Raw genomic sequence first — 13,780 nt, forward strand, 5'->3', positions numbered from 1 at the left:
TCCCGTCATTGCGCGGCAGGCGCGCCGGCATCGGCGACCGCCTGCGTCGCGCTGCCCGCATCGGCGCGCGCGGGCAGCGCCTTCGGCTTCACCTGCGCGCCCGGATAGTAGATGCGCTGCACGCCGTCGACGACCACGCGGTCGCCCGCCTGCAGCCCCTTCTCGACGATCCGCTCGCCGTCGAGTTCGCGGCCGATCGTCACGTCGCGGCGCAGCGCCTTGTCGCCCGAGCCGATCACGTACACGTACTTGCGGTCCTGGTCGGTCAGCACGGCCTTGTCGTCGACCAGCAACGCGTCCTGGTCGCGGCCGCTGACGAGCTGCACGCGCGCATACAGGCCCGGCGTGAACGTATGGTCCGCATTCGGAAGCCGCACGCGTGCGCGGATCGTGCCGGTCTGCGGATCGAGCCGGTTGTCGAGGAAATCGACGGTGCCCGCATGCGGGAAGCCCGTCTCGTTCGCAAGGCCGATGCGCACCGGATCGGCGCCGATCGCGCGATGTGTCGGATCGGCGCGCCGCGCGTTGTAGCGCAGGTAGCTCTGCTCGTCGCAATCGAAATACACGTAGACCGGATCCTGCGACACGACGGTCGTCAGCAGCGTGTCGTCCGCACGCGCGAGGTTGCCGACGGTCGCAACCGCGCGGCCGACGCGGCCCGCGATCGGCGCGCGCACTTCGGTGAAACCGAGATTGAGCTTCGCGTCGGCAACGGCCGCATCGGCCGCCTGCAGATCGGCGCGCGCCTGTTCGGCAGTCGCGCGCGCGTTGTCGAGCTCTTCCTGCGACGTTGCGTGCGCATCGATCAGCGTCTGCACGCGCTTGAGTTGCACGTTCGCAAGGCTCGCGGCCGCACGGGCGCGCTGCTGCTGTGCATTCGCACGATCGAGCGCGATCCGGTACGGGCGCGGATCGATTTCGAACAGCAGCGCACCCTGCGCGACCACGTCGCCCTCCTTGTACGCGACACGCTGCAGATAGCCGCTCACGCGCGGCCGCAGCTCGACCGCGTCGACCGCTTCGACGCGTCCGTTGAATTCGTCCGCGAGGCGGACGGTACGCGGCGCGACGGTAGCGACGCCGACTTCTGGAAGAGGATGGGCCGACGATGGGCCTTTGCCGTCGTGACAACCCGACAACGCCAGCAACAGGGCACAGGCGGCGCCCAAAGGCGGCGTCCTGCGTAGGGAAAAGGAGAGCATGATGCCTCGCGACGGGTTAAACTGCCGCGTAGCATAAAAGTTGAAGTTAACTTTAAGTCAAGCTTTCTCGGAGGGCGTCATGGGTATCCAGGAAACCCCGCAATGGCCGCTGATGTCGATCCGCGAAGTGGCCGCGCGCAGCGGCGTGCCGGCGTCGACGCTGCGCTTCTACGAGACACGCGGGTTAATCAAGTCGCATCGCAACGGCTCGAGCCATCGCCACTATTCGCGTGCGGTGCTGCGGCTGATCGCGTTCATCGTGTTCGCGCAGAAGATCGGCTATTCGCTCGACGAAATCGCCGAACAGCTCGTCAGCCTGCCCGAGGACACCGCGCCGAGCAACAAGGACTGGCAGCGGCTGTCGCGCGGCTGGAAGCAGCGCGTCGCGAGCCGGATCGAGGAGCTGCAGCGGCTCTATATCAATCTCGATGAATGCATCGGCTGCGGCTGCCTGTCGCTGAAACGCTGCAAGCTGACCAACCCGGAAGACCGCGCGGGCCGCAACGGGCCCGGCGCGCGACGCTGGCTCGGCGACAAGCCGCCGACCGATTCCGAATGACGTGCCGGCCGCGCGCGCACTGCATCACCCGACGCGCCAGCCGCCGTTCACCGCGATCGTCGCGCCCGTGACGAACGACGCGCGCGGCCCGGCGAGCCACGCGACCGCATCGGCGATGTCGTCCGGCCGCCCGGCGCGGCCGGCCGGCGTCTGCTCGCGAATCGTCGCCGCGATGGCCGGCGCGACCCCGCCGTCGCCGAAGAAACGCGTGTCGGCGATATAGCCGGGTGCGACCGTATTGACCGTCGCCCCGCGCGGCCCGAGTTCGCGCGCCAGCGCGACGGTGAAGCCTTCGACGCCGGCCTTCGCGGCTGCATACGCGAGGCCGCCCGGCAACAGGCTGCCGGCGCGCGCCGCGATGGAGCCGATGTTGACGATTCGCGCGGCGTGGTCGGCCAGGTGCGGCAGCACGGCCATCGTCGTCAGAAACAGGCTTTTCAGGTTCGCATGGAGCACCGCGTCCCATACGGACTCGGCCTCCGCCGCTTCGGTATCCGCGCCGACGCGCCCGGTCAGCCCCGCGTTGTTGACCAGCACGTCGATCCGCGGCCATCGCGCGACGATCGCGGCGACGGCCACTTGCGCGTCGCGCCGCACGCCCAGGTCGCCGGCCTGCCCGATCGCCGCGCCGCCCAGGCGCTCGACGGCCGCCTCCAGCCGCGCCACGTCGCGCCCGACGATCGCGACGCGATACCCGTCCTGCACCAGCCGGCGCGCGATCGCGAAGCCGATCCCGCTCGATCCGCCCGTGACGATCGCCGTGCGTTGTCGTTCGTTGTCCGTCATGGCCTACCCCCTTTCCTCGGTGTTGACGATTGGTGACGTTTGCAGTGTGGGCAACGTACGGCGATAGGTAAAATACGAATTCGATGACATCCTGATACGCGGAAGGTATCGCCATGATCGATCTGCGCCAGTTCCGGCAATTCATCGCGGTCGCCGAAACGCTCAGCTTCCGGCGCGCTGCCGAGCGGCTGCACATGGCCCAGCCGCCGCTCAGCGCGGCGATCCGCAAGCTCGAGGACGAACTGGGCGTCGCCTTGCTCGAACGCGACACCCGCGGCGCGCGGCTCACGCCGGCCGGCGAAGCATTCCTGCTCGAAGCGCGGCGCGCGCTCGAACAGGCCGAACGCGCGGTGGCCGTGGCGCGCCGCGCGGGCGCCGGCCTCGGCGGCACGCTGCGGCTGCGCTTCGTCGACAGCACGGTCAATGCGCTGTTGCCGCTGATCCTGCGTGCGTTCCAGGAACGGCATCCGGACGTCGATTTCCAGCTCGAGGAAGGCACGACCGCCGAGCAGGTGCTTGCGCTGCGTCACGATCGCACGGACGTCGGCCTCGTCGTGCTGCCGGTGGCCGATGCCGGCGACGTGCGTGTCGAGCCGCTGCTGCGCGACCGGATGGTGGCCGCGCTGCCCGACGGCCACCGGCTCGCGCGCCGCCGCCGCATCGCGCTGGCCGAGCTGGCGGACGAACCGTGGGTCATGTTTGCCGCGCACCACGGACCCGGCATGCATGCGCTGATCGTGACGGCATGCGCGCAGGCGGGCTTCGCGCCGCGCGTGGTCCAGCAACCGCGCCAGATGCAGACGACGGCCGGGCTCGTCGCGGGCGGCATCGGCATCGCGCTGATGCCGCGCCTGTTCGTGCCGATGCAGCCGCAAGGCATTACGTTCTGCGAACTGAAGGATGCGGGCAGCCCGCTCGCGTACGAACTGGCGCTCGCGTACCGTACGCCGTCGCCGCTCGTCGATGCGCTGCGCGAGACCGCGCGCAACGCGGTGCGCGAACTGGGGCTGGTTGCCGCGACGTGACCGCGCGCAACGCGCGCGCGGCGCTCAGTCGCCGAGGAAGTTGAACACGACGCCGAGCACGGCCTGCCGGAATGCGTCCGGCCGCGTCGGCAGCGACGTGAACTCCAGCATCATGTGGCTGTACGACACCGTCATGCCCACGGCGCTCGCGATCATGAAGAACAGCACGTTCGGATCGACCGGGCGGATCGCGCCGGCCTCGACCGCGTCCGCCAGCAGCGGCCACATCGCGTCGTGATACGGGCGCACGATCCGCTCCTGCAGCCGATCGAGCCGCGCGCCCTCCTCGGTCGCCGCCGTCGAGAAGAACATGCCGATATCCGGCTCCGCGAATTCGTGATCGACGCACAGCTCGAGCGCGCGCCGCACGCGGTCGCGATGCGGTAGCGACGACGTGCGCAACGCGCGCAGCGCGTCGAACATCGGTTCGGCCAGTTCGACGATCTGCTCGACGACCGCCAGCCACAACGTTTCCTTCGTACCGAAGTGATGGGCGATCAGCGCCGCGTCGATGCCCAGTTCGCGCGCGACTTCGCGCACGCTCGTCGCGTCGTAGCCGCGCTTCGCGAACGTGCGGCGCGCGGCCCGCAATATCAGGTCCGGACCGACGGACGCATCCGCCAGCGGCCGTCCGCGCGTACGCCGCTTCGGCGGCACGCGCTCAGTGACTTCTGCCACGTCTTTCCTGCTCCTTGAACGATTCGAATGTCCGTGCCCGGTACCCCGGTTTCAGGTACCGGAAGCGGGCGGCCCGCCCCGCTCCGTTGACACGCGGAGCCGGGAAGCGCTAGGATCATACATTATTCATCACTTGATGATTTATTCATGACAACCCCTACACGCATCGTCATCGTCGGCGGCGGGATCGCCGGGCTGCAGCTCGCGACCCGTCTGGGCGAACGTCTCGGCCGGTCCGGGCGGGCGCAGATCACGGTCGTCGACCGGAGTCCCACGCACATCTGGAAGCCGATGCTGCACACGATCGCGGCCGGCACGCGCGACGTCCAGCAGCAACAGGTGATCTTCCTCGCCCACGCCCGCGATCACGGCTACACGTACCAGCCCGGCGAACTGAAGGGGCTCGATCGCGCGCGCCGCCGCGTGCAGCTCGGCGAGATCCGCTCGCAGGACGGCGACGTGGTGATCGACGCACGCGAACTCGAATACGACGTGCTGATCCTCGCGCTCGGCAGCCAGGCCAACGATTTCGGCGTGCCCGGCGTAAGCGAGCACTGCTACTTCATCGACAGCCAGCAGCAGGCGGAGACCTTCAACGAGGCGTTGCGGATGCGCGTGTTCCGCAGCATCGCGCGCGACGAGCCATTTCGCGTCGCGATCGTCGGCGCGGGCGCGACGGGCGTGGAACTCGCGGCGGAGTTGAGCCGTTTGCTGGAAGTGGCGCAGGCGTACGGTGACGAAACGGTGCGCGAGCGGCTGCAACTCACGCTGCTCGAAAGCGGCCCGCGCATCCTCAACGCGTTTCCGGCGCGGATTTCCGCGTCGGCCCAGCGGCGGCTCGAACAGATCGGCTTTCGCGTGCTGACGTCGACGCGCGTCACGTCGGCCGACGCGAACGGTTTCCACTACGGCGACGGTTCGTTCGCCGAAGCGGACCTGATGGTCTGGGCGGCCGGCGTGAAGGCGCCCGATTTCATGCAGGCGTTGGACGGGCTCGACACGAACCGCGCGAACCAGATCGTCGTCGGCCCCACGCTGCAGGCGAGCGGCGACGAGCACGTGTTCGCGATCGGCGATTGCGGAAGCCTGCTGCCCGACGGCCACGAACGGCCGCTGCCGCCGACCGCTCAGGTCGCGACGCAACAGGCCGAGCACCTCGCGAAGCACTTGCCCGCGTGGCTCGACGGCACGCCGATTCCGCCGTTCGCGTTCCACGATTTCGGCGCGCTGGTGTCGATCAGCGATTACGACGCGTTCGGCACGCTCGGGCAGTTCGGGTTCTTCCGCGGCGGCTTCATCCAGGGGCGCTTCGCGCAGTTCAGCCACCTGATGCTCTACCGGCGGCACCAGCAGGCGCTGCACGGTTTCTCCAAGGCGACCTTGCTGTGGATCGCCGAACGGATCAACGGCTGGGTGCAGCCGCGCATCCGCCTGTCGTGATGCCGCGCGTCGCGGCACCGCGTAACGTTTCGAGGAACAGAAGCATGAACAATCGTGCAGCGCCCTGGCTCATGACCGTCGCCGCAATCGGCAGCTTCGACATGCCGTCCGTCTCGTGGGGCGGGCCGCGGCGGCGCAGCGTCACGCGCGACCGGCTGCCGTCGTGGGACGCGACGAGCAAGCCGACCATCAGCGTGCTCGAACGGCCCACGGCCGACACCGTGATGATCTCGTGGTGCGACGCCTGCACCGGGCACTACGGCTACCAGAAGTGGCGCCTGTTCACGACGCGCAAGCGCGGCGTGTGCGCGCTGTCGGGGCGATCGATCGAGATCGGCGACAGCGTCTATGCGCCGCAACTGCTCGGCTCGACGCCGGGCAACGCCGCCGCGATGGTGCTCGCGGCGTGCATCGACGAAGCCCTGACAGCCTGACCGTCAGGTCGACGTGGCCTGACCGGCGCCATAGGCCGGATCGCCGTTCTGCCGTTCGAGTTCCGCATCGAGGTGCGCGGCATGTGCACTCGCTTCGGACTCCGACATCAACTCGCCTTCCCACTTCGCGACCACCGCGCTGGCGATCGAGTTGCCCACCGCGTTCGTGGCCGAGCGGCCCATGTCGAGGAACGTGTCGACGCCGAGAATCAGCAGCAGCCCGGCTTCCGGGATGTTGAACTGGTGCAGCGTGGCCGCGATCACGACGAGCGACGCGCGCGGCACGCCGGCCATCCCCTTCGACGTCAGCATCAGGATCAGCAGCATCGTGATCTGCGTGCCGAGCGACAGGTGGATGTTGTAGGCCTGCGCGATGAACAGCGACGCGAACGTGCAGTACATCATCGAGCCGTCGAGATTGAACGAATAGCCCATCGGCATCACGAAGCTCGAGATCTTGCGCCGCACGCCGAAACGGTCGAGCGCGTCGAGGATCTTCGGATACGCGGCTTCGGAGCTGGCCGTCGCGAACGACAGCATGAACGCTTCCTTGATCAGCACGAGCAGCTTGAACACGCGGCGGCCGAGGAACAGCAGCCCGGCCGCGACGAGCGTGGCCCACAGCAGCACGAGGCTCACGTAGAAGTCGCCCATGAACACCGCGAACTTCAGCAGGATCGACAACCCGTTGACCGCGACGGTCGACGCCATCGCGGCCATCACCGCGAGCGGCGCGAGCTTCATCACGTAGCCGGTGATCTTCAGCATCACGTGCGCGAGCTGATCGATCGCGGCGACCAGGATCTTGCCGCGCTCGCCGAGTGCGGCGAGCGCGACGCCGAAGAACATCGAGAACACGACGATCTGCAGGATCTCGTTGTTCGCCATCGCCTCGGCGATCGACTTCGGCACCATGTGGCCGACGAAATCCTTCAGCGTGAACTTGGACGTCGCGAGATGCGCGGACGCGCCGATGTCCGGCAGCGGCAGGCCGAGGTTCTCGCCGGGCCGCAGCAGGTTCGCCATCAGCAGGCCCAGCAGCAGCGAGATCAGCGACGCGGTAACGAACCAGCCGAGCGCCTTCACGAACACGCGCCCGACCGACGACGCATCGCCCATGTGCGCGATGCCGACGACCAGCGTCGAGAACACCAGCGGGCCGATCACCATCTTGATCAGCCGCAGGAACACGTCGGACACGAGTGAGATGTAGCCGGCGATTTCAGCGGCCGACTGCTTGTCCGGAAGCTGCGTGTAGATCAGGTAGCCGATCAGGATGCCGGCTGCCATCGCGAGCAGGATCCAGCCTGCCGCAGACATTCGTTTGTTCATGACGGAATTCGCCGCACGGCGATGAAGTTGAAGGAAGAAAGGCACGCGTGCCATGCCGCTCGGGCCCACACGGATGTCCGCGGGCGGACGCGCTGCCGCCGCACCGGCATTCGCGGCAACGCGAACGCCGGCGGCAGCGATTCGGCATCGAACGGTCGGGTCAGTAGCCGATCGCCGAGCCGGCCGGACGGCGCGGGTCGTTGTAGCCGTAGATGAAGCCGACACGCACGTTGCCGGACACGGACGAATCGTTGCCGGAACTCTGGCGGCTCGCCGCTTCGGTGCCCGGCAGGCCGACCATGATCAGCTCGGCGGCACCCCACGGCGTCTGCTCGACCATCTTGTAGCCCATGTTGCCCAGGATCGCGAGCGTGTCGGGCGACAAGCCGTAGGTTTCGTAATAGACCGCATCGGGCAGCCACTGGTGATGAATGCGCGGCGCGGCGACCGCGTCCTGCGGCGTCATCCCGTAGTCGATCACGTTCAGCACGGTCTGCAGCGTGATCGTGACGATGCGCGAGCCGCCCGGCGAACCGACCACCATGAACACCTTGCCGTCCTTCTTCACGATGGTCGGCGCCATCGACGACAGCGGACGCTTGCCCGGCGCGATCGAATTGCGCGTGCCCTGTACGAGGCCGAACAGGTTCTGCGCGCCGACCTTCACGGTGAAGTCGTCCATCTCGTCGTTCAGGAAGAAGCCCGTGCCCGGCGCGATGACCACGGCGCCGAAGCGGCCGTTGACCGTATAGGTCGTCGACACCGCGTTGCCGTCGTGGTCGACGATCGAGTAATGCGTCGTTTCCGGCTTCTCGTGCACGCCGACACCGGGCTGAACGTCGACCGACGGCGTCGCCGTATCGGCATGGATGCTTTTGCGGATCTGCGCCGCGTACTCCTTGCTCGTCAGCTTCGCGACCGGGTTGTCGATGAAGTTCGGATCGCCGAGCAGCGTGTTGCGGTCTTCGTACGCATGGCGCATCGCTTCGGTCATATAGTGGACCGCCGCGGCCGAGTGGTAGCCGAGCTTGCGCAGGTCATACCCTTCGAGGATGTTCAGCGTCTCGCACATCGTCACGCCGCCCGAACTCGGCGGCGGCGCCGACACGAACTCGTAGCCGCGATACGTGCACGTCAGCGGCGCCATGTCCTGCGCGCGATAGGACGCGAAATCGGCCGCCGTGATCACGCCGCCGCCGCGCCGGGCCGCCGCCTCGACGATCTTCGGGATCTCGCCGTGATAGAACGCGTCGGGCCCCTGCTCCGCGATGCGTTCGAGCGTGAGGGCCAGGTCCTTCTGCACCAGGCGGTCGCCCTGCTGCAGCGCCGTGCCGTCCGGGCGCAGGAAGATGCGCGCGGCTTCCGGGTCCTTCCTGAAGCGCTCGACCGTCGTGTCGAGGATGTCGGTATCGCCGCGCGTCAGCACGAAGCCGTCGCGTGCGAGCCGGATCGCCGGCGCCATCACCTGCTTGCGCGTCAGCTTCCCGTACTTGCGCTGCGCGAGATCGAGGCCGGCCACCGTGCCCGGCACGCCGACCGCGCGATAGCCGTACAGGCTCTGGTCCGGGATGACGTTGCCCGCCGCATCGAGATACATGTTCGCGGACGCCGCGGCCGGTGCGGTCTCGCGGAAATTGATGAAGCGGTCGCGGCCGTCGGCCAGGTGGAGGGTCATGAAGCCGCCGCCGCCGATGTTGCCGCAGCACGAATTGGTCACGGCCTGCGCATAGCCGACGGCCACCGCCGCGTCCACCGCGTTGCCGCCTTCCTTCAGGATGTCGACGCCGATCTGCGACGCGAAGTGCTGCGACGACACGACCATGCCGTTCTTCGCTTCGACCGCCGGGTCCGACGCGGCGAACGCGCACACGCTCATCGCGGACAACAGGGTGAGTACTACGAGCCGCCTCATGACGGAATCCTCCAGACGAATAAACAGTCCATGCCGGGATGCGCGGCCGCGCCATTGCGTATCGACACCGCCAAGCCGGCATGTAATAAACGATACATTTCCGCAAGGCCGCGATCATAACACTCGCTTTTTTGCGTCAAAAACTAGGGTAACCACTGAAAACCAAGGCGAAGAAGTCTCGATACGGCCGTCGAGGAGTGTTCGATTTATTACATATATGAACGGAGTCGTTGGCCTGATGATGCGTCCCTCTAATTTCGGACCGGACGCGGCCCGCCGCACGTCAATCGGCTAACATGCGTGCAGTTGCCGGCAGACGCCCGTCTGCCGTTTGATCGTTCAATTCAGATAGAGAGCCGGAGGGCCGATGGGGACGAGCATCAGGGCGTTGCTGTTATCCCAGATGGATAGCTTCACGCCGTCGGAACAGAAGGTCGCGCTGGCGTTGCTGGATCGCTACCCGAGTCTCGGGCTGGGCCCCATCGCGCAGTTTGCGAAGCAGGCGGAAGTCAGCGACCCGACCGTGTTCCGCTTCGTCGTCCGGATCGGCTTTCCGAACTACTCGTCGTTCCAGCAGGCGCTGCACGACGAGATCGACACCGCGATGAATTCGCCGCTCGCGCGGATGGATGCATTCCACTCGGAAACGGGCATGCGCGACAGCCATGCGGCGATTTTCCAGCGGCTGTCCGAATCGCTCGCGACCACGATCGAAGGGCTCGACGCGGCCGCGTTCGACGCAGCGGTGGCGGTGCTGGCCGATCCGGACGTGCGCGTCTTCTGCGGCGGCGGGCGCTATACGGCGCCGCTCGCGTCGCTGTTCTCGTTCACGCTGGCCTATGCGCGGCCGCACGTGCAGTACGTCGAGCCGAACGTGAATCTCGCCTCCGTCGCGCTGGCCGACATGGGGCGCAACGATCTGCTCGTGATCTTCGACTTTCGCCGCTACCAGAAGGACAGCATTCGCTTCGCGCAGGCCGCGCATCGGCTGGGCGCGCGGATCCTGCTGATCACCGACGAATGGCGCTCGCCGATCGGCGAATTCGCGGAGATCGTGCTGCGGATCCAGGGCCGCCCTTTCGCGATGCTGCAGACCAACGTGCCGACGCTGGCACTCGCCGAAGCGCTGGTGATCGGCGTGACGAACCGGCTGCCGGAACTGGCGCGGCAGCGGATGGAGAAGATCGAGCAGCTCAACGCGGGCGGGATCGAGTGGGATACCAGCCGGCGCGATTTGCCCGAATGACGCGTGGTCGCCATTCGGGCCTGGATCTCAACTCTCGACGTCCTCCAGACTGAACACTTCCGTCTTGTCGTTGTACGAAAAAACCTCCCCGTACCGCCCCCAGTCGATCACCGCGTCGAGCGTTTCCTCGGCCGCTTCGTCGGACAGGAAATCCTCGAGTTCCTGCTCGAAGCGCACGCGCGGCGCGCGGTGACCCGGACGCTCGTTCAGCACTTTCCTGATCCGGGCGGCGAGCGGCACGTGCTTCAGCAGGTGATCCGCGAACATCAGCTTGCGCTCCTGCGTGCCGAATTCCGCGAACACGCGCGCGGGCGGCGTCAGGAACACGTCGCCTTCGCGCACGTCCGCGAAGCCGAGGTGCTGCAGCACTTCCACGATCGGAAACAGTTCGTCGACCTCGAGGTGCAGCGTGCGCGCGATTTCGGGCATGTCCGCGCGGCCATGGTACGGCGCCATCGCGAGCGTCTCGATCAGGCCGGCCATCAGGTTGGTCGACACGCGCGGCATCCAGCTGCCGAGCTCGAGTCCCTTCTTCGTCGCCTCGCCGGTCTGGCGTGCGGTCATCTTCGCGTAGATGTCGTCGACGAGCTTGCGGAAATCGGTGTCGAGCCGGTTGCGCGGGTGCTTGAACGGCACCTTGATCTCGGCGATCACGCGGCCCGGGTTCGACGACAGCACGAGGATCCGGTCGCACATGAACACCGCTTCCTCGATGTTGTGCGTGACGATCAGCACCGACTTGATCGGCATGCGGCCCTGCGTCCACAGATCGAGCAGGTCGGTACGCAGCGTTTCGGCGGTCAGCACGTCGAGCGCGGAGAACGGCTCGTCCATCAGCAGGATGGTCGGATCGACGACGAGCGCGCGCGCAAAGCCGACGCGCTGACGCATCCCGCCCGACAGCTCGCGCGGATACGCGTTCTCGAAGCCGTCGAGACCGATCAGGTCGATCGCGGCCAGCGCACGCTCGCGCCGCTCGCGCGCGCCGACGCCGAGCGCCTCCAGCCCGGCTTCCACGTTCTGCAGCACGGTGAGCCACGGAAATAGCGCGAAGGTCTGAAACACCATCGCGACGCCCTCGGCCGGGCCGCGCAGCGGCTGGCCGAGGTACGTCACTTCGCCGCCGGTCGGCTCGATCAGCCCGGCGATGATGCGCAGCAGCGTCGACTTGCCCGAGCCCGACCGGCCGAGCAGCCCGACGATCTCGCCTTCGCGCAGCGACAGGTTCGCGTCGTCGAGCACGAGCAGCTCGCCCTGGGTCTTGTTGAAGCCGCGGCAGACGTGATCGACGCGCAGGATCTCTTCACCGAGCCGGGGCGGCTGCAGCGGCTGGGACGTCTGGACGGGGGCGTTTACAGCATTCGGATTGTGCATCGCGTTTCGCTCTCAATCGGTCTCAGTCGAGCCGCAGCTTCGCTTCGGCAAAGGCATACAGCGGGCGCCACAGCAGGCGGTTGAACAGGGTGACGAACAGGGACATCACGGCGATGCCCAGGATGATCTTCGGAAAATCGCCGTCGGCGGTGGTCTGCGCGATGTAGGCGCCGAGGCCGTGCGCCTCGATCCTGGTGTTGCCCCACTGCACGGCTTCCGACACGATGCTCGCGTTCCACGCGCCGCCCGATGCGGTGATCGCGCCGGTCACGTAGTACGGGAAGATGCCGGGCAGGATCGCCTGGCGCCACCACTGCCAGCCGCGGATGCGGAAATTCTTCGTCGCTTCCTTGTAGTCGTTCGGATAGGACATCGCGCCGGCAATCACGTTGAACAGGATGTACCACTGCGTACCGAGCACGATCAGCGGCGACAGCCAGATGTCCGCGTTCAGGTGAAAACGGACGATCACGATCACGAATACCGGAAACAGCAGGTTCGCCGGGAACGCGGCGAGGAACTGCGCGAGCGGCTGGATCTTCTCGGCGAGCTTCGGGCGCAGCCCGATCAGCACGCCGAGCGGCACCCAGATCACGGAGGCGATCGCGATCAGTACCAGCACGCGCAGCAGCGTGACGAGCCCGAGCACCAGCACGTGGCCGACCTCGGCCATCGTCACGCCGGTCGCGACGAAGCTGACGACGCGCCACACGACGTACGCCGTCAGCAGGATCACGAACGCGCCCCACACGACGTCGCCGATGCGCGACGACCGGCGCGCCGATGCGCCGCGCACCCGCGCGCCCTTCGACGCCGGCACGCGCAGCGGAATCCGCGCGGCCTGCGACAGCAGCCAGCCGGCCGGTACGAGCAACTGATGGATCAGATGCGTGCGACGCATCATGTCCAGCAGCCACGATTGCGGCGCATCGCCCGACGCGGTGTTCTCCATCCGGAACTTGTCGGCCCACGCGACGAGCGGGCGAAACAGGAACTGGTCGTAGGCGAGGATCACGACCGACATCGCGACGATCACCCAGCCGACCGCGCCGAGATTCTTGTCCGCGATCGCCTGCGCGAGATACGCGCCGATGCCCGGCAACGTGATCGTCTGGTTGCCGACCGTGATCGCCTCCGATGCGACGACGAAGAACCAGCCGCCCGACATCGACATCATCATGTTCCAGATCAGGCCCGGCATCGAGAACGGCACCTCGAGCTTCCAGAAGCGCTGCCAGGACGTCAGGTGAAAGCCGCGCGACACTTCGCTCAAGTCGCGCGGCACCGTGCGCAGCGACTGGTAGAAGCTGAACGTCATGTTCCATGCCTGGCTCGTGAAGATCGCGAAGATCGCGGCCAGCTCCGCACCGAGCACACGCCCCGGAAACAGCGCGAGGAAGAACGTGACCGTAAACGAGATGTAGCCGAGCACCGGCACCGACTGCAGGATGTCGAGGATCGGGATCAGCACCATGCCCGCGCGGCGGCTCTTGGCGGCGAGCGTGCCGTAGGCGAGCGTGAACGTAAGCGACGCGACCATCGCGGCGAGCATCCGCAGCGTGGTGCGCAGCGCGTATTCGGGCAGGTTCGACGGATCGAGCGAGATCTTCTGAGTCTGCAGCACGCCGATCGGCGCCATCGTCTGGTGAAAACCGACGATCGCCATCGCCAGCACGCAGATGATCAGCGGAAACGCGACGGCATCCCAGCGGTTGGGCAGCACGCGCCACGCCGAGGCGTTCGCGGTGCGGTTCGGATCGAAACGGATATCCATCGGTAGCGTCTTGTGTCG

The 13,780-nt window shown here is 67.2% G+C and carries 12 protein-coding genes; 5 read left to right on the forward strand and 7 right to left on the reverse strand.

The features are described from left to right. Window positions 1-5: 5 nt before the first annotated feature. Window positions 6-1,202 carry an efflux RND transporter periplasmic adaptor subunit gene (locus CFB46_RS28120; RefSeq protein WP_089502005.1) on the reverse strand — a complete coding sequence of 399 codons (1,197 nt, stop codon included), beginning with the start codon at window positions 1,200-1,202 and terminating at the stop codon, window positions 6-8. A gap of 79 nt (window positions 1,203-1,281) precedes the next feature. On the opposite strand from CFB46_RS28120, the gene soxR reads away from it, so the two are divergent. Continuing rightward, window positions 1,282-1,761, forward strand: a complete 480-nt coding sequence (gene soxR / locus CFB46_RS28125) for a redox-sensitive transcriptional activator SoxR (RefSeq protein ID WP_089502006.1) — start codon at window positions 1,282-1,284, stop codon at window positions 1,759-1,761. A 24-nt stretch (window positions 1,762-1,785) separates the two neighbouring features. Here soxR and CFB46_RS28130 read toward each other — a convergent pair whose 3' ends face one another. Next, window positions 1,786-2,547, reverse strand: coding sequence for an SDR family NAD(P)-dependent oxidoreductase (locus CFB46_RS28130; RefSeq protein ID WP_089502007.1), 762 nt, complete (start codon window positions 2,545-2,547; stop codon window positions 1,786-1,788). Window positions 2,548-2,660: 113 nt separating this feature from the next. Between CFB46_RS28130 and CFB46_RS28135 the strand changes: the two genes are divergently transcribed. Beyond that, window positions 2,661-3,572 carry a LysR family transcriptional regulator gene (locus CFB46_RS28135; RefSeq protein ID WP_089502008.1) on the forward strand — a complete coding sequence of 304 codons (912 nt, stop codon included), beginning with the start codon at window positions 2,661-2,663 and terminating at the stop codon, window positions 3,570-3,572. Window positions 3,573-3,596: 24 nt separating this feature from the next. On the opposite strand, the gene CFB46_RS28140 is transcribed toward CFB46_RS28135, so the two are convergent. Continuing rightward, window positions 3,597-4,250, reverse strand: coding sequence for a TetR/AcrR family transcriptional regulator (locus CFB46_RS28140; protein ID WP_027781022.1), 654 nt, complete (start codon window positions 4,248-4,250; stop codon window positions 3,597-3,599). Window positions 4,251-4,397: 147 nt separating this feature from the next. On the opposite strand from CFB46_RS28140, the gene CFB46_RS28145 reads away from it, so the two are divergent. Together CFB46_RS28145 and CFB46_RS28150 are read left to right on the forward strand one after the other, a co-directional pair. Continuing rightward, window positions 4,398-5,690 (forward strand): NAD(P)/FAD-dependent oxidoreductase, encoded by a 1,293-nt coding sequence (locus CFB46_RS28145; protein ID WP_089502009.1) that lies wholly within the window; start codon window positions 4,398-4,400, stop codon window positions 5,688-5,690. Between the two features lie 44 nt (window positions 5,691-5,734). Further along, the gene (locus CFB46_RS28150; RefSeq protein WP_089502010.1) at window positions 5,735-6,124 is read left to right on the forward strand and encodes a DUF3331 domain-containing protein; all 390 of its coding nucleotides are present in this window, start codon (window positions 5,735-5,737) and stop codon (window positions 6,122-6,124) included. A 3-nt stretch (window positions 6,125-6,127) separates the two neighbouring features. Here the strand turns inward: CFB46_RS28150 and CFB46_RS28155 are convergent, their stop codons facing one another. Continuing rightward, window positions 6,128-7,456 (reverse strand): dicarboxylate/amino acid:cation symporter, encoded by a 1,329-nt coding sequence (locus tag CFB46_RS28155; protein WP_089502011.1) that lies wholly within the window; start codon window positions 7,454-7,456, stop codon window positions 6,128-6,130. 160 nt (window positions 7,457-7,616) lie between these two features. After that, window positions 7,617-9,368: a gamma-glutamyltransferase gene (ggt, locus tag CFB46_RS28160; RefSeq protein ID WP_089502012.1), complete on the reverse strand. Its 1,752-nt coding sequence runs from the start codon at window positions 9,366-9,368 to the stop codon at window positions 7,617-7,619. Between the two features lie 367 nt (window positions 9,369-9,735). Between ggt and CFB46_RS28165 the strand changes: the two genes are divergently transcribed. Then, a complete protein-coding gene (locus CFB46_RS28165) occupies window positions 9,736-10,614 on the forward strand; it encodes a MurR/RpiR family transcriptional regulator (protein ID WP_089502013.1) in 879 nt (292 codons plus the stop codon). A gap of 27 nt (window positions 10,615-10,641) precedes the next feature. Here CFB46_RS28165 and CFB46_RS28170 read toward each other — a convergent pair whose 3' ends face one another. Together CFB46_RS28170 and CFB46_RS28175 are read right to left on the reverse strand one after the other, a co-directional pair. Beyond that, a complete protein-coding gene (locus CFB46_RS28170; RefSeq protein ID WP_089502014.1) occupies window positions 10,642-11,988 on the reverse strand; it encodes an ABC transporter ATP-binding protein in 1,347 nt (448 codons plus the stop codon). Between the two features lie 22 nt (window positions 11,989-12,010). Next, window positions 12,011-13,762, reverse strand: a complete 1,752-nt coding sequence (locus CFB46_RS28175; RefSeq protein WP_089502015.1) for an ABC transporter permease — start codon at window positions 13,760-13,762, stop codon at window positions 12,011-12,013. Between the last annotated feature and the right edge of the window lie 18 nt (window positions 13,763-13,780).

Origin of the sequence: Burkholderia sp. HI2761 (assembly GCF_002223355.1) — a bacterium.
Taxonomy (GTDB): domain Bacteria; phylum Pseudomonadota; class Gammaproteobacteria; order Burkholderiales; family Burkholderiaceae; genus Burkholderia.

Excerpts from the sequence above, each read along its gene's own strand:
- CFB46_RS28155 (WP_089502011.1), bottom strand. The coding sequence starts at position 7,456 with ATGAACAAACGAATGTCTGCGGCAGGCTGGATCCTGCTCGCGATGGCA.
- CFB46_RS28120 (WP_089502005.1), bottom strand. The coding sequence starts at position 1,202 with ATGCTCTCCTTTTCCCTACGCAGGACGCCGCCTTTGGGCGCCGCCTGT.
- CFB46_RS28145 (WP_089502009.1), top strand. The coding sequence starts at position 4,398 with ATGACAACCCCTACACGCATCGTCATCGTCGGCGGCGGGATCGCCGGG.
- CFB46_RS28130 (WP_089502007.1), bottom strand. The coding sequence starts at position 2,547 with ATGACGGACAACGAACGACAACGCACGGCGATCGTCACGGGCGGATCG.
- CFB46_RS28170 (WP_089502014.1), bottom strand. The coding sequence starts at position 11,988 with ATGCACAATCCGAATGCTGTAAACGCCCCCGTCCAGACGTCCCAGCCG.
- CFB46_RS28135 (WP_089502008.1), top strand. The coding sequence starts at position 2,661 with ATGATCGATCTGCGCCAGTTCCGGCAATTCATCGCGGTCGCCGAAACG.
- ggt (WP_089502012.1), bottom strand. The coding sequence starts at position 9,368 with ATGAGGCGGCTCGTAGTACTCACCCTGTTGTCCGCGATGAGCGTGTGC.
- CFB46_RS28175 (WP_089502015.1), bottom strand. The coding sequence starts at position 13,762 with ATGGATATCCGTTTCGATCCGAACCGCACCGCGAACGCCTCGGCGTGG.
- CFB46_RS28165 (WP_089502013.1), top strand. The coding sequence starts at position 9,736 with ATGGGGACGAGCATCAGGGCGTTGCTGTTATCCCAGATGGATAGCTTC.
- soxR (WP_089502006.1), top strand. The coding sequence starts at position 1,282 with ATGGGTATCCAGGAAACCCCGCAATGGCCGCTGATGTCGATCCGCGAA.
- CFB46_RS28150 (WP_089502010.1), top strand. The coding sequence starts at position 5,735 with ATGAACAATCGTGCAGCGCCCTGGCTCATGACCGTCGCCGCAATCGGC.